Source organism: Candidatus Thiodiazotropha endoloripes, from assembly GCF_001708965.1.
Taxonomy (GTDB): Bacteria; Pseudomonadota; Gammaproteobacteria; order Chromatiales; family Chromatiaceae; genus Thiodiazotropha; species Thiodiazotropha endoloripes.
This window is the reverse complement of record NZ_LVJW01000003.1, coordinates 2,125,712-2,152,160: the sequence shown is the minus strand read 5'-3', so window position 1 is coordinate 2,152,160 and position 26,449 is coordinate 2,125,712. Positions and strand designations below refer to the sequence as shown.

The window sequence follows — 26,449 nt, the reverse complement described above, 5'->3', positions numbered from 1 at the left end:
TTGTTTCTACCTTGATAACAGAGGCCGTTCTCAAATATGACCGTTGAAGCCCAAAAAGAAACCCTGGATTTTCAGGCAGAAGTCAGCCAGGTACTGAATCTCGTTATCCGTTCCCTCTACAGTAACAAAGAGATATTTCTGCGGGAGCTGATTTCGAATGCCTCGGATGCCGCGGAAAAGCTGAGATTTGAAGCGCTCACCGATGAGGCGCTGTTCGAGGAAGACCCGGAGCTAAAGGTTCGGGTCACTTATGACAAGGAAGCCGGTACTTTGACCATTTCCGATAATGGCATCGGTATGAGTCGCCAGGATGTGACCGAAACCATTGGTACCATCGCCAGCTCCGGCACGCGCAAGTTTTTTGAAGCCATGTCCGGTGATCAGGCCAAAGACAGTGAGCTGATTGGACAGTTCGGTGTGGGTTTCTACTCGGCGTTTATCGTTGCTGACAAAGTGACCCTGAAGACCCGAAGAGCCGGTCTTGGACATGAGCACGGCGTTCAGTGGGTATCGGAGGGTCAGGGTTCCTATTCAATTGAAAACATCGACAAGCCATCCCGTGGAACAGACGTCATTCTTCACCTGCGGGAAGACGAAAACGAGTTTCTCGAAGGCTTCAGGCTACGCAACATCATCTCCAAATTTTCCGATCACATCACCATGCCGGTGGAGATGGAAAAGGAGTTCTACGGAGAGGATGAGGAGAAACCGGAAACCGCTGAATATGAGCGGGTAAATACCGGCACTGCCCTGTGGATGCGTAGCCGTAGTGAGATCAGTGATGAGGAGTACAACGAGTTTTACAAGCATGTCTCCCATGACTTTGAGGATCCGCTACTCCATGTCCACAACCGGGTGGAAGGAAACAATGAATATACAGCCCTGCTGTTTGTTCCCGCTCGTGCCCCGTTCGACCTGTGGGACAGAGATCAGAAACATGGTGTGAAGCTCTTCGTCCGACGGGTTTTCATCATGGATGAGGCTGAAAAACTGATGCCTCGCTATATGCGTTTCGTCAAAGGGGTGGTGGACTCCGATGATCTGCCGCTCAACGTCTCCCGGGAGATCCTGCAGCACAACCGGAAAATCGACACCATCCGCCAGGCCAATGTGAAGCGGGTGCTTGGAGCTCTGGAGAAACTTGCAGAGAACGACAAGGAAAAGTACCAGGAGTTCTGGGATCAGTTCGGCAAGGTGTTGAAAGAGGGGCCGGCAGAAGATTTTGCCAACAAGGAGAAAATCTCTGCACTGTTGCGATTTGCCTCTACCCACAACGAGCAGGATGAGCAGACCGTCTCGCTGGCCGACTACGTCGCCAGAATGCGTGAGGGACAGGATAAAATCTACTATATCACCGCTGATTCAGCGGCAGCAGCCCGTTTCAGTCCGCATCTTGAAGTCCTGAAGAAAAAGGGGATTGAAGTCTTACTGCTCTCAGACCGGGTAGATGAGTGGCTGGTTACCAGTCTGACCGAGTTTGATGGCAAGAGCCTGCAATCTGTTGCCAAGGGTGAGCTCGATCTCGGCGAGCTGGAGGACAAGGAAGAGCAGGAGAGTCAGGAGCAACAGGCGGAAGAGCACAAGGCGCTGCTCGATAGAATGCAGCAGGTTCTGCAGGAGTCCGTCAAAGAGATCAGGATCAGTCAGCGCTTGACCGATTCACCGGCCTGTCTGGTTGTTGAGGAGCACGATATGAGTGCCAATCTGGCCCGGGTGCTTAAATCGGTCGGACAGGATGCACCACAGACCAAGCCGATCATGGAGGTTAACGCGACTCACCCGCTTGTGGTGCAACTTGAAAACGAGGCAGATGAAGAGCGGTTCGGTGATTTGAGTAAGGTACTGTTTGATCAGGCACAGCTGGCTGAAGGCGGTCAACTGGATGATCCTGCCGCATTTGTGCGGCGTCTTAACAGCCTGATGTTGAAACTGGCCGGACAATAATTCCTTCCAGTTGGACCCGGGCAGGCTGATGATCAATCGGCCTGCCCAGGCCGGATAGCCCCTGGTTAACCTCAGCCGATCATGGCTATCTGCTGAATGATTCTACCGGACTTCATTGTATCTTGATGTAAATATTTTGAATAAAAATATAAAAAACAATCAATTAAGGGTTAAAGTTAATCTTATTTCCGCCTGATGGGCAGGGGTGGAAGGATCACTGACAGGTGAACAGATCCCGCATCCACTTCATAAGTGACCTGTATCCGCCTATTGATAGCCTCAACTGGTCCCCGCCTGTCGGGCATGGCAAACTCAGATCCATGATCCGGAGAGCGCAGGCTGAAACCTCAGGTTTCAGTACCCAGAAAATATCCGGATGGATCAATTACAACCAAAGGAGAATTATAATGCGCGTCATTTTATTGGGTGGCCCAGGTGCCGGAAAGGGTACGCAGGCAAACTACATCAAAGATAAGTATCAGATACCGCAGATTTCCACCGGCGATATGCTGAGAGCTCACGTCAAAGCGGGTAGCGAGCTCGGGGTCGCAGCGAAAAAGATTATGGATGAAGGCGGCCTGGTCTCAGATGAGATCATCATGGGTATGGTGAAGGAGAGGATCAGCGAAGATGACTGCAAGAATGGCTATCTGTTTGATGGCTTTCCCCGCACCATTCCCCAGGCAGAATCTCTGAAAGAGGCGGGTGTACCGATTGATGCTGTGGTTGAGATCGATGTACCCGATGAGGAGATTATTAAACGTATGTCAGGGCGTCGTGTCCATCTGGCTTCCGGCCGCACTTACCACCTCATCTACAACCCACCGAAAGTTGAGGGTAAGGATGATGAGACGGGTGAAGACTTGATTCAGCGTGATGATGACCAGGAAGACACCGTGAAAGCCCGTCTTAAGGTCTATCATGACCAGACAGAACCGCTGATCTCCTTCTACAGCACTGAAGCTGATGCTGGTGGTTGTAAATACATAAAAATCAATGGAGTAGGTGGGGTTGATGAAATCCGGGATCAAATATATCAAGGTCTGGGTTAAGCTCAAATCGGATTGAAAAAGCTCGGGGGGGTCGCACGAATGTCGCGGCCCCTCTTGGTTTTGAAAAGCAATTCAGAGGTTAGGTAATCCGGCAGGCATTCCACCCTCTATTCTGATACTATCTGCCATAACTTAACTTCCAGTAAGGGGCTACCACGTGGCTGTTGTAGAATTAACTAAAGAGAATTTTGAGTCGACCGTAACCGAAAATGATTTCGTGATCATTGACTTTTGGGCGCCCTGGTGTGGTCCATGCCGTTCATTCGCACCAACCTATGAGAGCGTATCTGAAGACAATCCGAATATCGTATTCGGTAAAGTGAACACCGAAGATGAGCAGGAACTCGCGATGCACTTTCAGGTGCGTTCCATTCCTACCCTGATGATCTTCCGTGAAAATATCATTATCTTCTCTCAGCCTGGAGCGCTCCCTGAATCCGCGTTCCGTGAATTGCTCAGCAAAGCCAGTGAACTGGATATGAATGAAGTAAGAGCACAAATTGAGGCTGAGCAGCAGAATGGCCAAAACGCTTAACAAAGTGTCGGCTGCAGACCCAGACTGAGCGTTAAACGGAACGATTCAACTCTGCTGTGACGCAGCGGACTTGAGTTACCGAACAGACGACATGAGATCTTCAGACTACCCATGGAGTATGAAAAAGCTGCTTTCCCAGCAGCCGACGATGGGTCGTGTACTGGATCTCAGCGAAGAGAGCTATGGATTGCTGATGCGAATGGCGCCCGATCTTCAAATTCTGACCGGGGAGTATCGATCAAGATTGGGCGGATCGATGGATCTCCACCTTGATGTGATCGAACAGACCCCCTACACAACACTGGTACACCTGACCTACTACTTCACCCATGTTGTGGGAGATTATCCCGATCCTGATGCCATGTTGAGGGTCTACCATGACTCCAAGCAGGTGGATGTGGTCGATCTTCGTCAGTCCAGCTTGCCGCTCGATCGTTGGGGAACGAATCCAACCCTGGAGCAGCGCTGGAAAATCAATCTGTTTCTCTCGAAATGGCTTAGATACTGCGTAGAGCAAGGTCATTCCTTTCTTCTCAACAGCCGTAATCTGGCTGCCGAATTTCCGATGTCCCAGGTCGGTTAAGTACCTCTGCTGCCAGGCTCAGCAGGGTTTAAAGGACTGAATTTTACAACCTATAGTACTCGCTGTTACCACTCATTTGGGGTAAATTAACCCCCATAAGCAAGATTGAGTATGGATTTAAGGATAAATTTTCAATAGATATCGATATACCTTTTCACGAGGGTAAGAGGGATCTGCAGAGATGCAAAAATGATAAAAGTTTTACTGGTTGATGATCATGAATTGATCAGGACCGGAGTTAAGGGGATTCTCGACAAGGCGGAAGAGATCGAAGTTGCCGGGGAAGCCTCGACAGGTGAAGAAGCTATTGAGCTTGTGAGAAAAACCTCACCGGATGTGGTGCTAATGGATGTCAACATGCCTGGCATGGGGGGCATTGAAGCAACCCGCAGAGTCCTTCGTGTAAAGCCGGATTTGAAGGTGATTGCATTGACCGTGCTCGATGATGATCCGTTCCCATCAAGACTTCATGAGGTCGGCGCCATGGGTTTTCTCACCAAAGGCTGTCCTGCGGATGAGATGATCCGAGGGATTCGCGCGGTATACAATGGCCACCACTATATTGCTTCCGATGTTGCCAGAAAACATACCCTTACCGAGTGGCAGGGACACGCTGACAATCCATTCAAATCACTCTCCTCGAGAGAGACACAAGTCTTGCTGCAGATCCTGGAAGGACAAAAGAATCAGGAGATATCCGATATTCTCTCTCTCAGTCCTAAAACAGTCAGTACTTATCGTCAGCGAATCTACGAAAAACTCGATATCAAGAACGATGTTGAGTTGACACGACTCGCATACCGTCATGGTATTTTGAAAGACAGCGACTAGTCCAATAGGGCTCTGGTCTACCTCGACTCAGATTCTGTATCATGCAGCAAACCATGCCCTGATCTTGCCTATCGGGTTGGCTCTGGTCATTACAGAAAGAGGTTGATTAACTTTGAAGAGATTTACTGCCAAGTGCCGCCGCTGTTCCAGGCTGGCAGAGTTCCTCGATCAGGTCGCTGAGGAGTATCCTGACTATCATGCAGCACCTGTTGCACCATTTGGCGATGCTCAAGCCAAACTGCTGATTGTCGGTCTGGCGCCGGGCATGCATGGTGCCAATGCGACAGGCAGACCGTTTACCGGCGACCATGCAGGAGTGCTTCTCTATCAGACACTCTATGACTATGGATTTTCCAATCAGCCCGAATCGACAAGCCGTCGGGATGGACTTGAACTCTATAACTGCCGCATTACCAATGCAGTCAAATGTCTGCCTCCACAGAACAAACCTTTGGGGGCAGAAGTCAATCAGTGTAATGACTTTCTTGCCCAGGAACTGTCAGCCATGCCAGCTGAGAGTGTGGTGATCGCCCTGGGTTCGATCGCCCATAAAGCGGTGATCAAAGCGCTGCAGTTGAGACAAAAAGATTACCCATTCGCCCATGCAATGGAGCATCAGCTCAGTGATCAGCTAAACCTCATCGACTCCTACCATTGCAGTCGCTACAACACTCAGACACGGCGGTTGACAGCGGAGATGTTTCAACAGATTTTTCAACGGGCTGGAGAGCTTCTAAAATAGTCTGAAGAGTGGTTTGCGCCACGCTTCTCGGAATCCCGGCCTGCTGGAATACGCTCGATAAGCAGGTCTCTCAATGCATCTCGAATCATGTTAACGAATGACCCTGGGAACCTGCCCGACCGGATGGTTCAACAAACGACTCACGATTGACCTCATATGGCTCAGCAGCAATTCGATCATGCCAAGTTTCTCAACACCCTGACCTCCAGGCCGGGGGTTTATCGGATGATTGGGGAACAGGAGAAGGTTCTCTATGTGGGTAAGGCAAAGAATCTCAAGAAACGGGTTTCCAGCTATTTTACCCGTAGCCTGAACCGGCGTATCCAGATCATGGTCTCGCAGATTATTGAGATTGAGATCATTGTTACCCATACCGAGGCAGAAGCGCTGATTCTTGAGAATCAACTGATCAAATCGCTGAAGCCGAAATACAATATTCTACTGAGGGATGATAAAAGCTATCCCTATATCCACCTCTCATCGGATCAGGACTATCCAGCCCTCTCATTCAGGCGCGGTGCCCGCAAGGGCAAAGGGCGCTATTTCGGTCCCTATCCCAGTGCCGGTTCAACCCGTGAAACCCTTCAGTTGCTGCAGAAACTGTTTCCGGTGAGGCAATGTGAGGAGAGTTTCTATCGTAATCGCTCCCGTGCCTGTTTGCAGTACCAGATAAAACGCTGCAGCGGTCCCTGTGTCGGTCTGGTCAGCGAGCAGGATTATGCGCTGGATGTGGAGCACGCAGTTATGTTTCTGGAGGGTAAGACCAATCTGGTTGTGGATGAGTTGGTCAAACAGATGGAATCGGCCTCGCAAAAGCTGGAATTTGAACTGGCGGCCCGCTACCGGGATCAGATCAAAAGTCTACAGCGTATACAGGAGCGCCAGTATGTGAGTGGCGAGTCGGGTGATCTGGATATCGTCGCGATAGCCAAACGGGGCAACAGTGCCTGCATTCAGGTATTTTACATTCGATCGGGGCGTAACCTGGGAAACAAATCCTTCTATCCCACAGTGCCACAAGGGGACTCGGAAGAGAGTGTCTTGCGCGCTTTCATAACCCAGTACTACCTGGATAAGCCGCTACCTAACGAGATCATCATCAACACAGCGTTGGAAGAGCGGGCGCTGCTGGAGGCCGTTTTCACTGAGCAGGCCAAACGGCGGATTCGTATCGGTAAAAAGGTTCGCGGCGAGCGGGCCAGGTGGTTGAAGATGGCGGCGGGCAATGCCAAGCTTGCTCTGCAAAGCCGTCTCAATGCCCAATCGAATATGGAGCAGAGGCTACAGTCACTTCAGCAGGCCCTGGATCTGGCGGCGATTCCTGAGCGCATGGAGTGTTTTGATATCAGTCATACCCGGGGTGAGTTGACCGTGGGTTCCTGTGTGGTTTTCAACCAGGAGGGACCGCTGAAGTCGGATTACCGACGCTTCAATATCGAGAACATCACACCAGGCGACGATTATGCTGCGATGGGGCAGGTACTGGAACGCCGTTATCGCAGAGTAAAGAAGGGTGAGGTGCCGTTGCCGGATCTGCTGTTTGTCGATGGGGGCAGGGGACAACTGGCTTCGGTCAACGACTGTTTACAGGACTTAGGGGTGTCTGGCCTGATTCTGGTCGGCGTGGCGAAAGGGGTTGATCGAAAAGCCGGTATGGAGCAGCTGTTCTTGTTGGGGCGAAACTCACCGATTATACTGCCAGCAGATTCACCGGCGCTCCATCTTATCCAGCAGATAAGGGATGAGGCGCATCGATTCGCCATTACAGCGCATCGTCAGCGGAGGCAAAAAAGCCGTAAACGTTCTGTGCTTGAGGATATTCCCGGAATTGGCGCCAAACGTCGACAACGGTTGATGAAGCAATTCGGTGGTTTACAGGCCCTCTCCAGGGCGGGAGTAGAGGATCTGGCCCGAGTGGAAGGAATCAGCAAAGGATTGGCAGAACAGATCTACCAGGCCTTGCATGACAAAACATAAATACGACTGAGAATGAGATGTGGAACATTCCTAACATACTGACACTTCTAAGGATTGTGTTGATTCCTGTGTTTGTGTTGCTGTTCTATCTGCCGGTTGAGTGGGCCAGGCTCAGTTGTGCGCTTGTGTTCTCGGTAGCCGCAGTGACCGACTGGCTTGACGGTTATCTTGCCAGACGATGGGGTCAGGTTTCCCCGCTGGGGGCGTTCCTTGATCCGGTCGCAGACAAGCTGATGGTAGCGGTCTCACTGCTGCTGCTGGTGCAGGCCGAACCGACGCCGGCACTCGCTATTCCTGCTGCCGTTATCATCGGACGGGAGATCACCATCTCCGCACTGCGTGAGTGGATGGCGGAACTGGGTGAGCGGGCCATGGTTGCCGTTTCTCTGATTGGTAAATTCAAAACCGCCGTGCAGATGGTGGCGATTCTGCTATTGATATTCAGTGAACCGTTGTGGGGCATCCCGGTCTACACAGTCGGTTTTGTGCTGCTCTATGTGGCGGCTATCTTGACCCTTTGGTCGATGGCGCTCTACATCAGAGCGGCCTGGCCGAGTCTGCTGGGCAAGCGGCAGGTCAGTGGTAGCCTGGAGAGCAATAACATCTCAAACGTTGAGATTGATGGATCTACAGGACAGGTTAACGACTAAACTAATAGGTTAGAGGCGACAAAATGACTCAGCCCGGAGGCGGCCCTCGATGAGAGATGGGCCATGGCCTGAGAACCGTGCCATTTTTACACGCCTGAGTGTCGTGATGCTCATGGCCTGTTTGGTATACAGGGTCTGATCTTGTAACGGGTAGAATCGGGTTCTTGTTAACAGAGCGTAAGATTGGGAAACGGGAGGTGAAGGATGAATAAGAGAGTTCCACTCATAGGCCTACTGGTGACTGCATGGTTGATTGCGCCTGTCGATGCACAAGCGTTTGATTACAGATCCGGATCCAGTCACAGAGCTCCACTGACTCAGGGGAGCAGTTTTCATACACAAAAATCGGTAAAGTTTCAGCGCTATCAGGATGAGCAGGGTTATCACCTGCGTATCCTGAGCCGGGGATATGCACCGGAGTCGATTCAGGTTGAGGTCTCAGGGCCCTTTCTGGTGGTGAAGAATCAAGAGGCGCATCGGGTCGAAAACCGAAACGAACGGGGTTACAGCTTCACCAGCAGTTCATCATCGATGAATCGTCGCTTCAGGCTACCGGGTAATGCGGATCTTGCCGGGATGAGTAGAAGCGACGAGGATGGGGTGATCCTTATCACCTTGCCCTACCGGTATTAGTTTTTACCGAACTCTGTTGATCCTGGCCGGAGTGCCGGCCATGCAGTGGAGCCTATCGGGCCAGGATAACGCTTTCGCTTTCATCGACTCAGAATTTTCCTCGACCAGGTAAGATAGATCTTTCGGCAGGTGTTGGTTCTGGCGGATGGGGATGATTGAGTGTGGGGGCAGTATGGTGCCCGGGGCCGGAATCGAACCGGCACGACCCGAAGGTCGAGAGATTTTAAGTCTCTTGCGTCTACCAATTTCGCCACCCGGGCAGATTGGCGCTGTTTGTGCAGATCTTAAATCAGAAAGATGGAGGCTGAGCCCGGAATCGAACCGAGGTCCACGGCTTTGCAGGCCGCTGCATAACCACTCTGCCACTCAGCCATTATGGTCGGAATTCTATCATCTATTCCTGATGAATCGAATCGGCACATAAAAAAGCCCCGGTGGTGCCGAGGCCTTTTAGAATTGGAGCGGGAAACGAGACTCGAACTCGCGACCCCAACCTTGGCAAGGTTGTGCTCTACCAACTGAGCTATTCCCGCTGCGTTCAGGAAGGGCGTATTCTAGCCTCTGCTGAGGATCTGTCAACCTTTTCTGAAAGATAACCCGCGATCAGTCAGAGTTTGATAATACCATCAGCTCTCAAGCTATGCGGCTTAACAGCCGATAACCTGTACTAGGGATAGGAATCGTTACAGAGGATTGTAGGAGTGATCAAACAGGTCAAAATCGGCGAGCTCAGAATAGGCATGTATGTGCATAAGCTGGAAGCCTCATGGATTGACCATCCTTTCCTAAGAAATCAATTTAAAATCAAGCAAATATCCGATATCAGCAAGATCCGAAAATCGGCTATCAAGGTAGTTTATATCGATACCGACAAGGGCTTGGATATTGAACAGCAGCCAGCCGTCGAGCAATCTGCAGCAACCGTTCAAGCGGAAACTGTCGCGGATCGGAAGACGATCTCCAGTGATCCGCAAAACTCATTGCAGGAAGAGATCGTAAAAGCAAACCAGGTGCGTCTGGAAGCGGGGCGCGTGATTACCGATATCATGGCGGATGCCCGGCTTGGCAAACAGATCGAGACTGAGCGGGTCACACCGGTGGTTGAGGATATGTTGGCTTCGATATTCAGAAATCAGGACGCTTTTCTGGGGCTGACCCGGATTCGCCAGATGGATCAGTACACCTTCGAGCATTCGGTCAGTGTGTCAGCACTGATGATCGCTTTTGCAAAAAAACTCCAGCTTGATCAGTCCACCATCTGGGAGCTTGGTGTGGGGGGGATTCTGCATGATGTCGGTAAACTACAGGTGCCCGAAAAGATCCTAAACAAGCCTGGACGACTCACCGATCAGGAGTTCGATGTGATGCGCGGTCACGTGGGTTTTGGTTACAAATTGATCGACGAAGCTGAGTCCATACCGAAAAGGGCGCAACAGGTCATACTGCAACATCACGAACGACTCAATGGTACAGGCTACCCGGGAAGGCTCTCAGGGGAGGAGATCAGTCTCTACGGTAAAATGGCTGCGATTGTTGATGTCTACGATGCCATTACCTCAGATCGGGTCTACCATAAGGGGAAATTACCCAGTCTGGTACTACGTCAATTGGTCGAATGGAGTGATGAAGGTGACTTTGATGCCGAACTGGTGCAGCGTTTCATTCAGTGTGTCGGGATATATCCGGTAGGCAGCCTAGTGGTCCTGGAGAGCCAGCGTTTGGCTGTGGTTGTCGCATCACCGCAAAAAGCGCTGCTCAATCCTGTCCTGAAAGTGATTTACGACCTTCGCAAACAACGACTGATTCCCCCTGAAGTTCTGGATCTGACCGATCCTGTTGCAGGTAGTAGGGATCGAATCGTAAAACCGGTCACTCCCGATGAGTACAGTATCAATATTGAGGACTACCTGTCTCATTGAGTGTTCCCTACAGTCGGTAGAGCGCGTGCTCTGGTTTACGGCAGTCAAGTCTTGGGATCGTCATGATCCGGCAAGATGCCTTGTGATTTACCAGTTTTCCTAGGGCCTGTTAACACGAATCCAATAGGCCCTGTTGTGCCTGAAAAAGCGCCAATCAAGGCGCGAGGAGCGTAGTTTGGTTGTTCCAAGTGAGTGACGGGCGACGCCGAGTGGCGCTTTTTCAGGCGCAACCCGAATGGCTGGGTCTGTTTTTGCGCCCAGTGGCGTTATCATTCGCTCATGTAGAATGACTACACCAGGCTCATTCTGCCTTGCTGGACACAAAAACAGCCCCAGCAGGGCCTATTGGATTCGTGTTAACAGGCCCTAACTCTCCGCTTGGGCTATTTTATCTCCATATCACCGGTTCGGATCGGATTCATGCAAGTCGCTAATCATAGTCAGATAGATGATTTCAAAGCTGAAGAGTGGAATCGCCTGGTAAAGGATGACAATCCGTTTCTCAGGCATGAGTTTCTCTCGGCCCTTGAACACAATGGTTGCGTGGGTGAACGATTTGGCTGGCTACCGCAGCATCTCAGTGTGCATGATCAGGGCAAACTGGTCGGTGTCTCACCACTCTATATAAAAGACAACTCCTATGGGGAGTTCGTGTTCGACCATGTCTGGGCCGATGCCTACAGGCGAAGCGGATTGAACTACTACCCGAAAATGATCAGTGCGGCACCCTATACCCCGGCCTACGGCAATCGACTGCTGGTTGATCCTGCGGTCGATAGCGAACAGGTACAGCGGGTGATGATCGACGCCACCCTGGATCTGGTGAAGCAGTTAAAGCTCTCATCCATGCACTGGCTGTTCACCATGCCTGAGGAGGGGGAGACCCTGAAGCGTATGGGAATGCATCAACGGCTGGGGGTTCAGTTTCATTGGACCAACCCGGGATACTCGGACTTTGACCACTTTCTCTCCCGATTGACCGCCAAGCGCCGTAAAAACATACGCCATGAACGACGCAAAGTGGCTCAGGCGGGGATACGCTTTCGTTTGGTTACCGGTGATCAGGTGAGTGAGTCCGAGTGGGCTCTGTTAACGCATTTCTATAGTAAGACCTTTGAGGAGCGCTACAGCCTGCCTACATTGAATCAGGGCTTCTTTCAGGAGGTCGGGGAAAAGATGGGTAGGCAGGTGGTGCTTGTATTCGCCTACGATGGGCCCCGATGTGTTGCGGGGGCCATTCTCTACCGCAGTAGATCCGTGCTCTATGGCCGTCACTGGGGGGGGCTGGAACATTATGACAGCCTCCATTTCGAAGCCTGCTATTACCAGGGAATTGGCTATGCGATTGAGCAGGGCCTGAAACGATTTGAACCCGGTGCTCAGGGGGAACACAAGATCTGGCGGGGATTCATGCCGACGCTGACCTACTCATATCACTGGATTGCCAATCCTGAGTTCAACAGTGGAATTGAGCAATTTCTCCATCAAGAAGCCCCCGCAATGCTTGCTTACCACAGAAACCTCCTGGAAAGCTCCCCTTACCGAAACGACATTTAATCAATAACTAATTGATATAAAAGAATAAAAAAAATTATCACAAAAAAATTGTTATTTTTCCTGAATAATTGTTGACTAAATTACTGAGTTACTTTAGTCTAAATACCGACTGATTTACTAGGTAATAGAGTTCATACCTCTGGAGAAAATACAATGAGACTGTCAACAAAAGGTCGTTATGCGGTTACTGCGATGCTGGATCTGGCCCTCAATGGCAAAAAAGGTCCGGTTACACTTGCAGAGATATCTGAAAACCAGGGTATATCCCTCTCCTATCTGGAACAGCTGTTTGCAGCCCTGAGAAGTAAAGATCTGGTGCGTGGCGTCAGAGGGCCTGGTGGTGGCTACTATCTGGGTAAGAGTGCGGATGAGATCTCCATTGCCAATATCATCTGTGCGGTAGACGAGTGGGTGGAATTTACCCGCTGCGGTGGAAGACAGAATTGCAGTGGCGGCGCTCGTTGTCTGACCCATACCCTTTGGGATGACCTGAGCAGCGAGATTTTCAACTTTCTCGCAGACATCTCGCTGGGAGACCTTGTGAGAAGAAACCTGGGTAAAAAGGATGAGGAAGAGAGCAATCTGAGTGTGGTTGCGAACTCCAGCTCCGAGGCAGCATAAACCCCTGATCCGGCGACAGAGAGTATCGCTCCCGGTCGCGCCGGATTGATCTCTGGTTATTCTCTGCCTGTGGCCTTTCACAAGGCCACAGGCAGCAGTTCACACCACTCAGTGTTAGTGGATATACCGGCTGATTCTGTCCCGGTAAAACCGATTGTTATCAGATTTTGATTATGACTGGATAGCCAAATCGGCTATGATTGTACGTTTGATAATCCGATAAATTACGTGCAATCACTCAGATCCATTACCGATTTCATTCGTTGGACAGCCAGCCGTTTTTCCGAAAGGGGGCTGTTCTTTGGGCATGGCACCGATAATGCCCTGGATGAGGCTGCGGCCCTGGTTCTGCATGCCCTCCATCTTCCCCCGGATCTTCCCCAGTTCTGGTTTTCCAGTCGCTTGACTGAGGAGGAGCGTGAACGGGTTATTGATCTGGTAACCCGACGGATTGAACAGCGCATGCCATTACCCTATCTGACCGGAGAAGCCTGGTTTGCCGGCCTATGCTTCCGGGTCAATGAGCAGGTACTGATTCCCCGTTCCCCGATCGCCGAGCTGATCGAGAATGAGTTTGTACCCTGGGTGGAACCCTCTCAGTTGCAGCGGGTGCTCGATCTCTGCTGTGGTAGTGGTTGCATCGGTATCGCAACTGCGGCCTATCTTCCCGACTGTCCGGTGGATCTGGCGGATATCTCGCCAGCTGCCTTGACTGTCGCCAGTGAGAATGTGGCTCTGCATGGGCTTGATCAACAGGTCAACCTCTATGAATCAGACCTGTTTGATGGATTGCCAGGGGTAAAATATGATCTGATTCTCTCCAATCCTCCCTATGTCGGGGCCGTCGAGATGACGGAGTTGCCACCGGAGTATCTGCATGAGCCGAATATGGCACTTGAAGCGAATGATCAGGGCCTGGAAGTTGTCAAAAGGATATTGAATCAGGCACCTGACTACCTGGCACCCGGCGGGGTGTTGGTGATGGAGGTGGGCAACAGCGCCGACCTGTTGATGGAGCTCTATCCCGAGGTACCGTTCGTCTGGCTCGATTTTGCCAGGGGCGGGGAAGGGGTGTTTCTGATCAGCGCTACGGATCTCTCCAGATATGCCGGGCAGTTTTAACTCCAATTGAGAGAAAGATGCAATGAGTCTGCAACGCGCAAGAAGTGCCGAAGAGTTTGTTGAATGGGTGAAACAGGCACTGTTTGAAGTCGGTGATCTCAGAGACTGTTATGATTATCAGATGGAGGAGCTTGGAAGCTATCCATCATTCCTGGCGCCATTGGAATCCGGGATCAAGGAGCTGCATCAGTCGATGCTGGATGGGGAGTATCACTTCGATCGGGATGATCTCCCATTCATGGGGCTGGTTGATCGCCATGGGGATGATATTCCCTTTGCCATACTGCTGCGCCAGATCAATGAAACCCACCGCAAGGGAATCGATGTTGATACAGAGTAGTATCAATCGAGATATTGCCTCGGCAATATTCTGGCTAGCGCAAATTCACAATGAGAGAGATAGGTTATGGATCATTCGACACAATTCGACCTGGAACTGATCGGTAAATACAATCAGACCGGCCCGAGGTATACCTCATATCCGACCGCCGTCCAGTTTGAAGAAAAATATGATGATGCCGAATATCGTCGTATTGCCCAGCAAAGCAATGCCAGCGGCAGCCCGTTATCTCTCTATTTCCACATACCCTTTTGCGACACGGTCTGTTTCTACTGTGCCTGCAACAAAGTGGCGACCAAGGATCGAACCATGGCCGCTGGCTATCTGGCCCGGGTTCATGAAGAGCTGCGTATGCAGTCTGAGCTGTTCGACGACTCCAGAGTGGTGACCCAGCTTCACTGGGGCGGTGGAACCCCGACCTTCATCAGTCATGATGAGATGCGGCAATTGATGAACAAGACCCGGGAGTGTTTCACCCTGCTCGATGATGACAGCGGTGAATACTCTATTGAGATCGACCCCAGAGAAGCTAAAGGAGATACCATCAAGCTGTTACGGGAGCTGGGTTTCAACCGGATGAGCCTGGGGGTGCAGGATTTCGATGCCAAAGTCCAGAAGGCGGTCAATCGGCTGCAGAGCAAGCAGGAGACCCTGCAGGTACTGCAGGCTGCCCGGGATGAGGGATTTCGTTCCACCAGTATCGATCTCATCTACGGTCTGCCCCATCAGAGCCTGAACAGCTTTTCCGCAACCCTGGATGAGATCCTTGAAGTGGATCCGGATCGGCTGTCGGTATTCAACTACGCCCATCTGCCGGAACGTTTCAAACCGCAACGGCGGATCAATGCGGAAGAGTTGCCACCACCACAGGAGAAGCTCGACATTCTGCAGATGACCATCGATAAACTGTCGGATGCCGGGTACATCTATGTCGGCATGGATCACTTTGCCAAACCGGATGATGAGCTGGTGAAAGCCCAGGAGGACGGCACTCTGTATCGTAACTTTCAGGGTTACTCGACCCATGCGGACTGCGATCTGATTGGATTGGGGGCAACCTCGATCGGTATGGTCGGACCCAGTTATGCGCAAAACATGCGTAGCCTGGATGAATACTATGAGCGAATCGATGCAGGAAGACTGGCGGTATTTCGTGGCGTAACGCTGACCCGGGACGACCTGATCCGGCGTGATGTGATCACCCGTCTGATCTGCCACTACACCCTCACCATCGGGGACGTTGAAGCCAGTTGGGAGATTGATTTCAGAGACTACTTCGCGGAAGAGCTGGAGCGTCTGCAGGAGATGGTGGAGGACGGTCTGATCAGCATTGAGGATGGGACCATCAACGTGTTACCCAGAGGGCGCTTGTTGATTCGCAACATCTGTATGCAGTTCGATATCTACCTGAACAGCAAGGCCTCTCAGGGCAGCTTCTCCAAAGTTATCTGATTCATCGGATCGGCTGACTGGTTCTTTTCAGGTGCCGGGTTAGTCACCCTCCCCAGGGCAATTTTATTGTACTGGGGTCAACGCCTGGATCGCTTTGCGGTTCCCCTGGGCGGCGGCCTGCTGAACCCAGTGCATCGCCTGGCGTTCATTCTTTTCAACTCCCATGCCATGATAGAAGAGATAGCCCAGGGCGTATTGCGCCTTGTCATTACCGGCAGCTGCGAGGGGAAACAGCAGTTGAAAAACCCTCTTATACTCTTTGGCGTTGTAGGCCTTGTGCGCTTCGGTCAGGGTAAGCGCCGTCTCATCCACGGAAGGATCCGGGGAGGTTGCACAACCGCTCAAAATCGCTAAACAGAGCGCGATGATCAGCGGCAGAGTGCGGATTGGATTGCTAGAAAGTTCCATAGAGTCAGGCTACCAATTGGTTAAGATCGAAAATAGGCAGCAGTATAGCCAGTACGATGACCAGCACAATACCACCCATGACCAGGATGAGTATAGGTTCGAACAATCCCTGAATCGTGGAGACCAGGGTTTCTATCTCTCGCTCCTGGATATCGGCGGAGCGCTCCAGCATACCTTCGAGGTTACCACTCGATTCACCGCTGGCGAGCAGACTGAGGGTCATCGGTGGGAAGTATCCGGTTTTGTCCAGGGCCTGATAGAGACTGGCCCCTTCACGAACCCTTAAAGTGGCTTCCTCGACGGCACTGCGCATCGGCAGATTGGTCAGGACCTGGGAAGCGATGCGCATCGAATCGAGAATCGGTACACTGCTGGCGGCCATGATGCTCAGGGTTCTGGAGAAACGGGCCGCATTGGCGGTCCGCACAAGACGCCCCACCAGCGGGATGCGCAGCAGGGTGCGATGCCACCAGCGTTTGGGGCCTGGTTTCTTCAGCAGATAGCTGAACAGCAGACCGAGCGCCAGCAGCGTCATGAAGATCGGAACCCCGTAGCTGCGGAAGGTGTCACTGGTGGACATCAGTGCCTGGGTTATCCAGGGGAGTTCGGCGGACATGCTTTCGAACACCCGGGTGACCTGGGGCACGATGTAGGTCAACAGACCGCCGACAATCAGCAGTGAGACGATGGTCAGCAGTGCCGGGTAGAAGAGGGCGAAGATGGTCTTCTGGCGCATCTGCTGGCGCTGCTCGGTGTAGTCCGCCAGTCTCTCCAGGACCACTTCAAGATGGCCGGACTGCTCCCCCGAGGAGACGGTCTGGATGTAGACTTCCGGGAAGGTTTTGGGGAACTCCTTGAGGCCGTCCGCCAGGGTTCTGCCCTCCAGAACCTTGGCCCGTACCGCCAGCAGGGTGCGCTCCACGTGGCGTTTGTCCGATTGCTGAGCGGTGGTTTTCAGGACATGCTCAAGGGGTAGTCCGGAGCGTAACAGGGTAGCCATCTGGCGGGTGATCAGAGCCAGTTCCATGGCATTGATCTGACGCTGAAACAGCTTGCTCTTGCTCTGTGTGGCGGTACCGCTTGCGGAGTCGATGGAGAGGGGAGTCAGGCCCGATTCCCGCAGTTGCTGGCGAACCTGTCTTGGGCTGTCACCCTCAAGAACACCACGCTTCTCCTTGCCGCTCGGATCGAGTGCTACATATTCAAAGGCGTCCAAGGCGGGCTATCCTTCCTGGGTCACGCGGATGATCTCATCGATGGTGGTATCACCATTGAGAACCCGCTTCATGCCATCCTGGCGAATGCTGTCGGTGAAGTTTCTGGCGTGTTCCAGCATCTCCATCTCACCACTGCCCTTGTGAATCATATTACGCAGGGTCTCATCGATAGTAATCAGCTCATAGATGCCTGTTCGGCCCACATAGCCGTGGTTATGACACTTTTCACACCCTTTGGCTGAGTAGATCGTGACCGATTCGCTACTCGGTTGCTCCAACAGTTCCAGCTCCTGCTGGCTGGCGCTGTAGGGCTCCTTGCAGTGGGGGCAGAGGGTACGTACCAGGCGCTGGGCCAGAACACCGATCAGACTGGAGGAGAGCAGGAACGGCTCCACACCCATATCCCTGAGACGGGAGATGCTGCCGATTGCCGTGTTGGTATGCAGGCTCGACATCACCATATGGCCGGTCAAACTGGCCTGTACCGCAATTTGTGCGGTTTCCAGGTCACGAATCTCACCAACCATCACCACATCCGGATCCTGACGGAGAATCGCCCTCAGGCCGCGGGCAAAGGTGAGATCGACCTTGTTGTTTACCTGGGTCTGTCCTATGCCGTCGAGATAGTACTCGATCGGATCTTCCACGGTGACGATGTTACGGCTCTGGGTATTGAGTCGGCTCAAAGCGGCATACAGGGTGGTGGTTTTACCCGAGCCGGTGGGGCCGGTGACCAGAAAGATGCCGTGGGGACGCCGAATCACGCCGGGATCGACCTGTTCAAGCAGGTCTCTGGCCATGCCAAGGTGTTCCAGATCGAGCCGGCCCGCCTGTTTGTCGAGCAGGCGCAACACCACTCGCTCGCCATAGCTGGAGGGCAGGGTCGAGACACGCACATCCACCGGGCGGTTACCCACTTTCAAAGAGATCCGGCCATCCTGGGGAATGCGTTTTTCAGCGATATCGAGTTGCGCCATGACCTTGATACGGGAGACCAGGAATGAAGAGACATTGCGCGGTGGCGAGAGGACTTCGCGCAACACCCCGTCGACCCGGAAACGAACCACCAGGCGGTTTTCATAGGGTTCGATATGGATATCCGAAGCCTGCTCTTTGATCGCTTCGGTAAACAGGGCATTGATCAATCGGATGATCGGTGCGTCATCGTCACTGCCCAGCAGATCTTCCGGCTGGTTGAGCGCCTGGGCCGCATGATCGAGATCCATATCATCGCCCATGGTCTCCATGATCTGACTCGATTGTTTGGAGCCCGACTCATAGACCAGCGAGAGCTGTCTCTCCAGACTCTCCTCATCGATCTGTTTGAAGATCAGGGGTTGCCGATAGAGACGGCGGATTTCATTCAGTACTAAAATCGAAACCCCGGGTTTATAGAGTAACTCGTACTCACCCGTTTGATCATTGTGCACCACCACGGCGCCATGTCGCCTTGCATAGGCATAAGGCAACTGACTCGGCTCCTGGGGCGGCAGGCTCTCAGGCTCTTCGGAAAGCAGTTCGGATACCGGATCCAATGCGTCCTGTAGTGGATTTGAGGGCGTCGTGTCAGACATGGTTTACGCTACCTGTCAGAGTTCCGGTTCCGGCGGTTCATCCTCGAAAGGCGGAGCAAATGTACCGAAGCGCGGTGGCATGATCGGCGTCTCCTCATCATCCATCAGACTGACCCCTTCCTGCTTCATTTTCATTTGCTGGGCGCGGAAGTAGTTATATTTGTCACTGGCAATCTGGGTACTGATCGCAGCATCCCTCAATACCACCGGCCTGAGAAAGACCATCAGATTGCGTTTCACTTTGGTGGTCTTGTTGGCGCGGAAGAGGGCGCCCAACAGGGGGATGTCGCCAAGCAGGGGGACCTTCTCTTCAGTCTGCTGGAGATCTTCCTGGATCAGTCCGCCGAGTACGATTGTCGCGCCATCTTCCACCATCACCACGGTTTTGATGGTGCGCTTGTTGGTAACGATATCACTGGTGCCGGTGCTGGCGGAGGCATTGATGCTGGAGATCTCCTGTTCAATCTCGAGCTGAATGGAGTTGCCTTCGTTGATCTGAGGTTTGACCTTCAGAGTCAGGCCCACATCCTCACGCTGTACGGTCTGGAACGGATTGACCGAATTGCTGGTGCCACCGGTGGAACTGTAGGAGCCGGTTATGAAAGGCACATTCTGACCGATCACGATCTCAGCTTCCTGGTTGTCCAGCGTGGTCAGGCTGGGGGTAGAGAGAATGTTGCTGGTGGTATCACTCTCCAGTGCCTGTATCAGGGCCGCGAAATTGACCCGGTCGCTGTCAAATCGGCCCAGGCCGATCGAGGTGCCGGGACCCAGTGGTACACCGGCGCCGGCAGCCACGGAGTTGTAGACGTCCGTAATGGTCGGTGAACCCAGATTGATCACACCAACCGGACCCTGTCCATCCGGTGTGCCGTCAACCACCCACTGCACACCCAGACTTTTGGCCTTGTCATAGGAGACTTCAGCAATGATCGCCTCGACCAGAACCTGGGCTCGACGAATATCCAGTTTACGGATGATTGCCTGCAGGGAGTGGAAAACATCCGGTGGCGCGGTAATGATCAAGGCATTCGAGGCTTCATCAGCCTGTATGTTGACCGGCACCTTGGGTTTACTTGCGGCTTTGGCCGCTTTACCCTTGCCACCCTCATCGATATTTTCACTGACACCGGTCAGTACAGTCACCAAGTCAACCGCATTGGCGTATTTCAGATAGACGACCTGGGCATTGCCCTCGTTGTCAAACGGGGTGTCCAGATGTTCGATCACCACCCGTGCCCGCAGGCGCTCAGTCGGATCACCGCTGATCAGGATGCTGTTGGTGCGTTCGTCGGCGACCATCTTTGAGGCCGATTTGGAGGCGCCCTTGGCGGCGGATTGTTTGAGACTTTCCAGAATCCGAACCACCTCGGCGGCGGAGGCGTGCTGAAGCGTGATGACCTCGATGGAGCTGTCACTGACCTGATCGATCTGTTCGATGATCCTCATCAGCCGGTCCACATTGCGGCGTCGGTCAGAGATGATCAGTACATTGGTGTCCGGGTAGGCCGCCAGATGCCCCTCCTGGGGAATCAGCGGACGCAGGATGGGGACCAGCTGGGCCGAGGTGACATTCTTCACCTGAATAATCCGGGTGACGATCTGATCCCCGGGCAGGGAGCCGGCTCTGGCCAGGGTTGGAATACCACCCTGTTTGGCCTTTACATCGGGAACGATCTTGATCACTTCACCACTGGGAATGGTTGAAAAACCATGCACCTCAAGGATCGACAGAAAGACTTCATAGAACTCATTCCGGTCCATCGGATGGGCGGATATCACCGTAACCTTGCCTTTGACGCGCGGATCGATGACGAAGTTCTTGCCGGTATGTTCTGAAACCGTTTTGATCAGGGCTTCGATATCCGCGTTGTTCAGATTCAGGGTGATCTGCTCGGCATGACTGGGCGCGATCGTCACAAAGTTCAACAGAACCATGCAGCAACAGAGAAGCAGAGCATGGCGAATTCTGTGCTGGAACGGAGCTGATCTGTCCATGAATTTATTGGCCGAATTGGTCATCATAGAAGCTGTCCCCTAGCACTCTCTGCAACATGCCTGATCCAATTCAGGTCACTGGTTTGTGACAGGTCAGGGAAATAGTTGTGAAATTCTTTATCCATCATGGGTTTATGTTGAATATATAATCCATTCCATAATAGCAGATGTTAGCGCATTGGCCTACCGGTTCAAAACAGTAGTATGAAACAGTGCACATGCTTCAAAGCCGCGCGCTGTAGGTTATCTGGTAGCTGCCATCCGGTTTGGGTTTGCTGATTGCATTCAGGGCACCGCCAAGTCGGGGGTCGGAATCTGTTCCCGGTTTGATCTGGCCATTGACCTGGAAGTTTCCGTCCAGTGTCAGACTGAGTTCCCCATCCACGGCGGTAGGTCCTCCCAAGTCTTTGATTTTTGCCCGGACTGCTCCCGCATCGTCCGTTTCAAGGTCAGCCTGAAGGTCGCCAACCTTGAGTGCGAACGGGCTTTTCAGGGCAGATCCCAGCCACTGCACCTCGCCTTCGGCATAGATGATCTGATTGTCTGACAGAGTGATCTGTTGGAGGTTCAGGTTAACGTTACCGTCAACGCCGATTTGTGCCATATCGATCAACTGGGGAATGATCGCAGCCTGAATCACGCCACTGATATCCTCGATCTGGATCTCATTGCCAAATCCTTTTGCAACATCCGCTTCCAGTTCCTGACCCGCATGATTGATCTGAATGTCAAAGCCGAGACGACCGAATAGCAGCTCACTTGGGGAGAAGCGCCATTTGAGTTTGTCGAGGGGAACGCCGTTTACGGTCAACGCCTCCATCTTGCCACGCCACAGGCTTCCTTTGATGGTGCCGTAGGTGAAAGGCATTTTCTTATTGTTGCCTGCCGTCCAGCCCAGGACATGCTCTGCCGGCAGGCTGATCACCATGATCAGCAGATAGGCCCCGAGACCGATCAGCAGGTAACTCCACCACTTCATTACCTTCTATCCTCCGCGCTGCAGGACCACCCGGGCATTGATCAGCCCCGGAGCATCCTGTCGATCGATATTGAGTGATTCGATATTCAACGCATACTCCTGGGTCATCTCACCCAGCCAGCGAATCAGGGTGTCAAAAGAGGCTTCTTCGACCCACAGCTGAACTGAATCGTCACCCTGGGGCTTGATACGCTTGATCTGCTGCCTCAACTGAATCCGTTTGGCGGTCCTGTCGACCAGTGTCAGCAGTGCTTCGTTGCTGGCTGCGCCTTTACCGGGTTGGTCGTTGCGTATGTTCTTCACCAGATCCGCGTTGTCTTTCATCCATTGCAGAGTCGATTCCTGGCTCTTCACCAGCAAGGCCTTTTGTTCCAGGCTCTGCTGGAAGGGGCGCCATACAATCAGGTAGATCAGCAACAGCAGCACCGCCGTACCGCCAATGATCATGGCCAGATGTTCTTGTTGGGTTTTACTCTGCCACCACTGCTTCATCAGGATCCTCCAGTGATTCTCAAATGGGAGGTGACTTGATTATCCGCCGCATTGGCAGAGCGGATTTCGACAGTCAGCCGTTTACTCTCGATGGTCTTCTTCAAGGTCTCGAGGGCTTGCAGCTCCTTGATGGTCAGTTGCAGATTGAGCTGGCCATCGCGAAAGCTGATGTTTTGCAGGGTGGTGTTCGGGCTGTGTTTGATGACGCTTGCCGAGGGTACGAACAGGCTGGCAAATTGGGCGAAGCTGCCGGATTGACCCCGCTGCAGGGATTTCAGGCGTTGCTCCATCTGTGCTCTGGGATCGACAATTCGCTTCACCTCCGGAAAGGCCTGCTGAAACGTCTCCCTGATCTGAGCATGCAGCAATTTGCTCTGGTTGTCATATTGATTGTATTGCTGAATCGACGAGCCAATCGAGAGGCCAATGAAAATCAGTGCCAAAACGGCCGCCGGCAGCCAGCGCTTCCACTGCAGGGTTGTTTTGTCGACCCTGAGATACTCCCCTTGCAAAAGATTCAACAGCTGCTTCTCATGCAGGTTTTCCGCCAGCAGGTTGGTCAATTCACCCGGGTGTTCTATCTCCCTGGTGATGATCTCGCAATCTGGTGCGATCGTCTCCAGGTCCAGTTCAGTACGGCTGCCGTTAAGCCGGTAAAGGATCAATTTATGCGGAGCCGATTCCCCAGCCTGCTGCAGTGCCAGTTTTAAAAACTCACCACCGTTGACGCCATCGACGCTGTAACCCCGGTTGGTCTGGGTACGAATCTGTAATTGATGGTCGCTCTGGTAGAGACACCAGGCATCGCTCTCCATCGGCAGCCCGAGCATATCCGGATAGAGACCGAGTGGTTCGATACCGGCCGACTCCAATTTTTCAAGCCACGCTTCAAGTCGACTTCTGGCAACAACGGCAACCGGGGTGATGTTGTTGTCATCCATATTGCCAGCAGCAAAATGGAGTTCATCGATATCCTCAGTCAGCTCGTTCTCCAAGGAGAAAGGTATCGCTTGCAACAGACGCTGGCGATTGCGGGTTGGAATGTTGACGGATGTAATCAGGATTTCGGACGCAGGAGCCAGCACCAGGGTGCGTCTGCCTTTCGCCTGTTGAGCTGCCTGTTCCAGGGTTCCGGTTCCCGCTTCGCTGCCACTGGCGCCACGAAAAGACCAGGAGACCTGCTTACAGGATGCATCGTGGCAGTGCAGAATAAGATGCTCGGCCATCAATAGACCCCGGTGGTTCGGGATATGACAACCACATCCTCACTGCCTTGGTACAGGCGGCTGACCAATCTTTGGCTGATATTTTCCATGCGTACAACCGTCTCCAGTTGAAAAAAGTGACTGTCTACTGAGATCAATGGCTCTATCTCTTCAGATTTTACTTTATTTTTATCCAAAAGTTCTCTAAGTCTTTCAATAAAGGATGCCGTCTCTTTGAACGGGTTCTCTTCTCGCTCACTGATCAGTTGCTCTGCATGCCCGTCCGAGAGTTCGTTGAGCAGGCTTTTTAACACGATCTGGTCTGCCGTATTGACATTGATCGGGGTTTTAACCGGTAGAGCGACGACATGTGGCGCCAGTATGTCGTAACTCTCCTGATCGATATCCTTGATCAGTCTTAGCTCAGTGTGGCTGGCCATAAAGCCATTGGCCGTTCGGTAGGCTGGCTCCTGACCCAGATATTCAATGTCTTCAGCACCATCCGGAAAGGAGGTCTTGATGTCACCATCAAGCCAGTCCTGGGTTGCCTGGGCGATCGACTCCGGTAGTTCGAGAGCCGTAAGGATACGTTGAAATATGGCCAGCTGGACGGCGGCCTCCTGTTTGGCCTGTGGTTCCGCTTCTGCTGCCACGTAGAGATTGTTCAGGTTGAACCGACCTTGCAGGTCAGTGGTAACGGCCTGCACCTCACCCCCTTCCACCGGGGTGGGGGGGAGTTCGATTGCCCAGTTCTCATCCAGTGAGTCGTACTCCTTGGCGTCATCATCCAGCAGGTCCCTGATCAGCATACCTCTGGACCAGGCTTCACTGCCAAGGGTGTAGTAGTAGGACTGGTCCGCTGCCTGGATATTGCCGGTTCGACGAATATTAAGTTGCAGGTTGTGGGTCATTGCCACGGCAGCGATCGACGCCATGGCGACAATCACGATGGCGGTGATCAGGGCGATACCTTGTTGTTGCGACGGACGCTTATTGAGTGTCGCCATTACTGTTTTGTCCCTGCTCCTGCTGTTCATCCGGTATGGGTCTCACCAGTGCAAACAGGCGTCTGATATTACCCCAATCCTTGAGTTCCATCTTGACTTCCACCGCCGTGGGAAGACCGGGTTTTTCGCCTGAATCGAAATCAAATCTTTCGGCTGGCCACTGACTCTGTTTTTTCATCTCCTTGTCATAATAGACCAGCTCAAGTGTCTCAATATTATCGATCAGTTGGTAGCGGTGAGGTTCACTATCCTGGGCTCTGTCGAGAATTCTCCAGGTAAGGCGATAGAGGGTCTCCTCTTCCAGCTGGTATCCCACCCGCTGCAGATTGCTGCGGGGCAGCTTCATTGGATTGGCATAGCCGTCCCGGGTCAACTCGAGCAGTGTGCCGGCGAAACCTCCGCTAATGAAAGCGCCGACTTCGTCACCATGCTGATCCCGGATTGGCCTCTCAATCGCCTGCTCGAAATCCCGCTGCATCAGGTTCATCGCCAGTTGCAGTTGAGACATGCGTTTACTGTATTGACTGGTCTGGTTTTCAGAATCCAGTACCACCTTCAGACCCGAGTAGGCGAAGGTGGCCATAATGGCGAAAACGGTAATGGCAATCAGCAGTTCAAGCAGTGTGAATCCAGCGGCACAGGGCGTGTACCGCTGCTGATGGTCCCGCATATTATGTGGCGAAGGTTTCATTTGATCGGTTGTGAAAGAAAGCTCACCAGTCGGGTTACACTGCTCTCATCGTCCTTGTTGCGAAATACCCGGATCTCCACCTGTCTGACACGATCATCCGGTGTCTTGCTGACCTCCCTCTGCCAGTGCCACTCCTGCAGTCCCATCTCCTCTTTACCCTTTTTCGAGCCGGTCGCGGGCCATTGGTTGGTGACCTGCAGCTCTGTCATCTGGTTCATGGCTACCCAATGGGCCAGGGTCTTGTCTCGCAAATAGGCGACATTGACCGATTGGTTGGATGCCACTGAGATGATTGAGGTCAGTGCAATCGCCAGAATCGCCAGTGCAATCAGAATCTCCAGCAGGGTGAAGCCCTTATTGCGACTGCCTGGTGCAGTCCCGGAGGGGTGGGATGTAGTGGCGTGTGGTTTAGTAGGGTGAGACATGTTCCAGGGAGAGCTCTCCAAGTTCATTGCCTGTCAACCGGTAGTAACTATCAACCTGTTCAGAGCTGACATTAAGCTCGAATGTGGTCATCTCACCACTGTTCAGGAGGATGATCTCAGGCGTTCTCTTCTCTTCGTCATCCCCTTCGGGCAGTGCGGTCGCAACGCTGATCTCAACCCCTGGGGGCAGTTGACGCTCCCGAAACAGGTTATCGGATACCACTTCCCACTCCCCCTCGTTGAGGCTGAGGAAGCCATAACTCTCTTCGGTGATATCCACCCCGATCAACGTCGATCTGAGCAAGGCCTCTTCACTGGCCAGCTTGAGCAGGCTGTTGAGTCGCTGGGCCTCGTCCCTGAGCTGGTCACCCGGGGCATTGCGCCCGAATGAGATTGCCACATAGTTGATCAGGATGCCGATGATGACCACCACCACCATCACCTCGATCAGGGTGAAGCCCATGCCCAATCCCTTGCTGCTTCGCATTGGCCAAG

The 26,449-nt window shown here is 52.7% G+C and carries 26 protein-coding genes and 3 tRNA genes; 15 read left to right on the top strand and 14 right to left on the bottom strand.

The genetic code is table 11. The annotated features are described in order from the left end of the window. Window positions 1–36 precede the first annotated feature (36 nt). From htpG to A3193_RS09585, 9 genes are all read left to right on the top strand, one after another. The gene (gene htpG / locus A3193_RS09625; RefSeq protein WP_069006642.1) at window positions 37–1,944 is read left to right on the top strand and encodes a molecular chaperone HtpG; all 1,908 of its coding nucleotides are present in this window, start codon (window positions 37–39) and stop codon (window positions 1,942–1,944) included. A 407-nt stretch (window positions 1,945–2,351) separates the two neighbouring features. Continuing rightward, a complete protein-coding gene (adk, locus tag A3193_RS09620) occupies window positions 2,352–2,996 on the top strand; it encodes an adenylate kinase (protein ID WP_069006644.1) in 645 nt (214 codons plus the stop codon). A 157-nt stretch (window positions 2,997–3,153) separates the two neighbouring features. After that, window positions 3,154–3,531 carry a thioredoxin gene (gene trxA, locus A3193_RS09615; RefSeq protein WP_069006646.1) on the top strand — a complete coding sequence of 126 codons (378 nt, stop codon included), beginning with the start codon at window positions 3,154–3,156 and terminating at the stop codon, window positions 3,529–3,531. Window positions 3,532–3,622: 91 nt separating this feature from the next. After that, on the top strand, window positions 3,623–4,114 hold the full coding sequence (locus A3193_RS09610; protein ID WP_235614944.1) for a DUF1249 domain-containing protein: 492 nt from the start codon (window positions 3,623–3,625) through the stop codon (window positions 4,112–4,114). Window positions 4,115–4,303: 189 nt separating this feature from the next. Next, window positions 4,304–4,945: a response regulator gene (locus tag A3193_RS09605; protein WP_069006648.1), complete on the top strand. Its 642-nt coding sequence runs from the start codon at window positions 4,304–4,306 to the stop codon at window positions 4,943–4,945. A 112-nt stretch (window positions 4,946–5,057) separates the two neighbouring features. Beyond that, complete coding sequence (locus A3193_RS09600; protein ID WP_069014602.1) at window positions 5,058–5,687, top strand: uracil-DNA glycosylase; 630 nt, start codon at window positions 5,058–5,060, stop codon at window positions 5,685–5,687. 156 nt (window positions 5,688–5,843) lie between these two features. Then, the gene (gene uvrC / locus A3193_RS09595; RefSeq protein ID WP_069006651.1) at window positions 5,844–7,664 is read left to right on the top strand and encodes an excinuclease ABC subunit UvrC; all 1,821 of its coding nucleotides are present in this window, start codon (window positions 5,844–5,846) and stop codon (window positions 7,662–7,664) included. A gap of 17 nt (window positions 7,665–7,681) precedes the next feature. Then, window positions 7,682–8,314 carry a CDP-diacylglycerol--glycerol-3-phosphate 3-phosphatidyltransferase gene (gene pgsA, locus A3193_RS09590; protein ID WP_069006652.1) on the top strand — a complete coding sequence of 211 codons (633 nt, stop codon included), beginning with the start codon at window positions 7,682–7,684 and terminating at the stop codon, window positions 8,312–8,314. Window positions 8,315–8,518: 204 nt separating this feature from the next. Further along, a complete protein-coding gene (locus A3193_RS09585; protein WP_069020092.1) occupies window positions 8,519–8,947 on the top strand; it encodes an Hsp20/alpha crystallin family protein in 429 nt (142 codons plus the stop codon). 173 nt (window positions 8,948–9,120) lie between these two features. On the opposite strand, the gene A3193_RS09580 is transcribed toward A3193_RS09585, so the two are convergent. The 3 genes from A3193_RS09580 to A3193_RS09570 form a co-directional block, all read right to left on the bottom strand. Then, a tRNA-Leu gene (locus A3193_RS09580) sits at window positions 9,121–9,207 on the bottom strand. A gap of 38 nt (window positions 9,208–9,245) precedes the next feature. Continuing rightward, window positions 9,246–9,319, bottom strand: a tRNA-Cys gene (locus A3193_RS09575). An 85-nt stretch (window positions 9,320–9,404) separates the two neighbouring features. Next, window positions 9,405–9,480 (bottom strand) — tRNA-Gly (locus A3193_RS09570). Window positions 9,481–9,648: 168 nt separating this feature from the next. Between A3193_RS09570 and A3193_RS09565 the strand changes: the two genes are divergently transcribed. The 6 genes from A3193_RS09565 to hemN all read left to right on the top strand — a co-directional run bounded on the left by A3193_RS09565 (window position 9,649) and on the right by hemN (window position 15,958). Further along, window positions 9,649–10,866, top strand: a complete 1,218-nt coding sequence (locus tag A3193_RS09565) for a cyclic di-GMP phosphodiesterase (protein ID WP_069014600.1) — start codon at window positions 9,649–9,651, stop codon at window positions 10,864–10,866. A 420-nt stretch (window positions 10,867–11,286) separates the two neighbouring features. Next, window positions 11,287–12,423, top strand: coding sequence for a GNAT family N-acetyltransferase (locus A3193_RS09560; protein ID WP_069014770.1), 1,137 nt, complete (start codon window positions 11,287–11,289; stop codon window positions 12,421–12,423). Window positions 12,424–12,576: 153 nt separating this feature from the next. After that, entirely contained in the window at window positions 12,577–13,044 is a 468-nt protein-coding gene (locus A3193_RS09555) for an Rrf2 family transcriptional regulator (RefSeq protein WP_069006655.1), read from the top strand. Window positions 13,045–13,272: 228 nt separating this feature from the next. After that, window positions 13,273–14,166, top strand: coding sequence for a 50S ribosomal protein L3 N(5)-glutamine methyltransferase (gene prmB / locus A3193_RS09550; protein ID WP_069014599.1), 894 nt, complete (start codon window positions 13,273–13,275; stop codon window positions 14,164–14,166). 22 nt (window positions 14,167–14,188) lie between these two features. Next, a complete protein-coding gene (locus A3193_RS09545; RefSeq protein WP_069006659.1) occupies window positions 14,189–14,506 on the top strand; it encodes a general secretion pathway protein GspF in 318 nt (105 codons plus the stop codon). 66 nt (window positions 14,507–14,572) lie between these two features. Further along, the gene (hemN, locus tag A3193_RS09540) at window positions 14,573–15,958 is read left to right on the top strand and encodes an oxygen-independent coproporphyrinogen III oxidase (protein ID WP_069014598.1); all 1,386 of its coding nucleotides are present in this window, start codon (window positions 14,573–14,575) and stop codon (window positions 15,956–15,958) included. A 63-nt stretch (window positions 15,959–16,021) separates the two neighbouring features. Here the strand turns inward: hemN and A3193_RS09535 are convergent, their stop codons facing one another. The 11 genes from A3193_RS09535 to gspH all read right to left on the bottom strand — a co-directional run bounded on the left by A3193_RS09535 (window position 16,022) and on the right by gspH (window position 26,441). Beyond that, window positions 16,022–16,366 carry an SEL1-like repeat protein gene (locus tag A3193_RS09535; RefSeq protein WP_069006661.1) on the bottom strand — a complete coding sequence of 115 codons (345 nt, stop codon included), beginning with the start codon at window positions 16,364–16,366 and terminating at the stop codon, window positions 16,022–16,024. 4 nt (window positions 16,367–16,370) lie between these two features. Continuing rightward, window positions 16,371–17,582, bottom strand: a complete 1,212-nt coding sequence (gspF, locus tag A3193_RS09530; RefSeq protein ID WP_069006662.1) for a type II secretion system inner membrane protein GspF — start codon at window positions 17,580–17,582, stop codon at window positions 16,371–16,373. Between the two features lie 6 nt (window positions 17,583–17,588). After that, window positions 17,589–19,157: a type II secretion system ATPase GspE gene (gene gspE / locus A3193_RS09525; protein WP_069014597.1), complete on the bottom strand. Its 1,569-nt coding sequence runs from the start codon at window positions 19,155–19,157 to the stop codon at window positions 17,589–17,591. Between the two features lie 15 nt (window positions 19,158–19,172). Then, window positions 19,173–21,182 (bottom strand): type II secretion system secretin GspD, encoded by a 2,010-nt coding sequence (gspD, locus tag A3193_RS09520; RefSeq protein ID WP_235614943.1) that lies wholly within the window; start codon window positions 21,180–21,182, stop codon window positions 19,173–19,175. A 196-nt stretch (window positions 21,183–21,378) separates the two neighbouring features. Further along, the gene (locus A3193_RS09515; RefSeq protein ID WP_069006664.1) at window positions 21,379–22,134 is read right to left on the bottom strand and encodes a type II secretion system protein N; all 756 of its coding nucleotides are present in this window, start codon (window positions 22,132–22,134) and stop codon (window positions 21,379–21,381) included. Window positions 22,135–22,140: 6 nt separating this feature from the next. Then, a complete protein-coding gene (gene gspM / locus A3193_RS09510) occupies window positions 22,141–22,626 on the bottom strand; it encodes a type II secretion system protein GspM (RefSeq protein ID WP_069006665.1) in 486 nt (161 codons plus the stop codon). Further along, window positions 22,626–23,852, bottom strand: coding sequence for a type II secretion system protein GspL (gspL, locus tag A3193_RS09505; protein WP_069014596.1), 1,227 nt, complete (start codon window positions 23,850–23,852; stop codon window positions 22,626–22,628). The genes gspM and gspL overlap by 1 nt, the downstream gene beginning before the upstream one ends. Continuing rightward, window positions 23,852–24,838: a type II secretion system minor pseudopilin GspK gene (gspK, locus tag A3193_RS09500; RefSeq protein WP_162272495.1), complete on the bottom strand. Its 987-nt coding sequence runs from the start codon at window positions 24,836–24,838 to the stop codon at window positions 23,852–23,854. Before gspK ends, gspL begins: the two co-directional genes overlap by 1 nt. Further along, window positions 24,822–25,529: a type II secretion system minor pseudopilin GspJ gene (gspJ, locus tag A3193_RS09495; protein WP_083218482.1), complete on the bottom strand. Its 708-nt coding sequence runs from the start codon at window positions 25,527–25,529 to the stop codon at window positions 24,822–24,824. The genes gspK and gspJ overlap by 17 nt, the downstream gene beginning before the upstream one ends. Further along, window positions 25,526–25,954: a type II secretion system minor pseudopilin GspI gene (gene gspI / locus A3193_RS09490; RefSeq protein WP_071932447.1), complete on the bottom strand. Its 429-nt coding sequence runs from the start codon at window positions 25,952–25,954 to the stop codon at window positions 25,526–25,528. The genes gspJ and gspI overlap by 4 nt, the downstream gene beginning before the upstream one ends. Next, window positions 25,938–26,441, bottom strand: a complete 504-nt coding sequence (gene gspH, locus A3193_RS09485) for a type II secretion system minor pseudopilin GspH (protein ID WP_069014769.1) — start codon at window positions 26,439–26,441, stop codon at window positions 25,938–25,940. Before gspH ends, gspI begins: the two co-directional genes overlap by 17 nt. Window positions 26,442–26,449 lie beyond the last annotated feature (8 nt).

What these genes read in the sequence shown, in the direction of transcription:
- htpG (WP_069006642.1), top strand. Translation starts at nt 37, where the DNA reads ATGACCGTTGAAGCCCAAAAAGAAACCCTGGATTTTCAGGCAGAAGTC.
- adk (WP_069006644.1), top strand. Translation starts at nt 2,352, where the DNA reads ATGCGCGTCATTTTATTGGGTGGCCCAGGTGCCGGAAAGGGTACGCAG.
- A3193_RS09610 (WP_235614944.1), top strand. Translation starts at nt 3,623, where the DNA reads ATGAGATCTTCAGACTACCCATGGAGTATGAAAAAGCTGCTTTCCCAG.
- A3193_RS09605 (WP_069006648.1), top strand. Translation starts at nt 4,304, where the DNA reads ATGATAAAAGTTTTACTGGTTGATGATCATGAATTGATCAGGACCGGA.
- uvrC (WP_069006651.1), top strand. Translation starts at nt 5,844, where the DNA reads ATGGCTCAGCAGCAATTCGATCATGCCAAGTTTCTCAACACCCTGACC.
- pgsA (WP_069006652.1), top strand. Translation starts at nt 7,682, where the DNA reads ATGTGGAACATTCCTAACATACTGACACTTCTAAGGATTGTGTTGATT.
- A3193_RS09585 (WP_069020092.1), top strand. Translation starts at nt 8,519, where the DNA reads ATGAATAAGAGAGTTCCACTCATAGGCCTACTGGTGACTGCATGGTTG.
- A3193_RS09560 (WP_069014770.1), top strand. Translation starts at nt 11,287, where the DNA reads ATGCAAGTCGCTAATCATAGTCAGATAGATGATTTCAAAGCTGAAGAG.
- A3193_RS09555 (WP_069006655.1), top strand. Translation starts at nt 12,577, where the DNA reads ATGAGACTGTCAACAAAAGGTCGTTATGCGGTTACTGCGATGCTGGAT.
- A3193_RS09545 (WP_069006659.1), top strand. Translation starts at nt 14,189, where the DNA reads ATGAGTCTGCAACGCGCAAGAAGTGCCGAAGAGTTTGTTGAATGGGTG.
- hemN (WP_069014598.1), top strand. Translation starts at nt 14,573, where the DNA reads ATGGATCATTCGACACAATTCGACCTGGAACTGATCGGTAAATACAAT.
- A3193_RS09535 (WP_069006661.1), bottom strand. Translation starts at nt 16,366, where the DNA reads ATGGAACTTTCTAGCAATCCAATCCGCACTCTGCCGCTGATCATCGCG.
- gspE (WP_069014597.1), bottom strand. Translation starts at nt 19,157, where the DNA reads ATGTCTGACACGACGCCCTCAAATCCACTACAGGACGCATTGGATCCG.
- gspD (WP_235614943.1), bottom strand. Translation starts at nt 21,182, where the DNA reads ATGATGACCAATTCGGCCAATAAATTCATGGACAGATCAGCTCCGTTC.
- A3193_RS09515 (WP_069006664.1), bottom strand. Translation starts at nt 22,134, where the DNA reads ATGAAGTGGTGGAGTTACCTGCTGATCGGTCTCGGGGCCTATCTGCTG.
- gspM (WP_069006665.1), bottom strand. Translation starts at nt 22,626, where the DNA reads ATGAAGCAGTGGTGGCAGAGTAAAACCCAACAAGAACATCTGGCCATG.
- gspL (WP_069014596.1), bottom strand. Translation starts at nt 23,852, where the DNA reads ATGGCCGAGCATCTTATTCTGCACTGCCACGATGCATCCTGTAAGCAG.
- gspK (WP_162272495.1), bottom strand. Translation starts at nt 24,838, where the DNA reads ATGGCGACACTCAATAAGCGTCCGTCGCAACAACAAGGTATCGCCCTG.
- gspJ (WP_083218482.1), bottom strand. Translation starts at nt 25,529, where the DNA reads ATGAAACCTTCGCCACATAATATGCGGGACCATCAGCAGCGGTACACG.
- gspI (WP_071932447.1), bottom strand. Translation starts at nt 25,954, where the DNA reads ATGTCTCACCCTACTAAACCACACGCCACTACATCCCACCCCTCCGGG.
- gspH (WP_069014769.1), bottom strand. Translation starts at nt 26,441, where the DNA reads ATGCGAAGCAGCAAGGGATTGGGCATGGGCTTCACCCTGATCGAGGTG.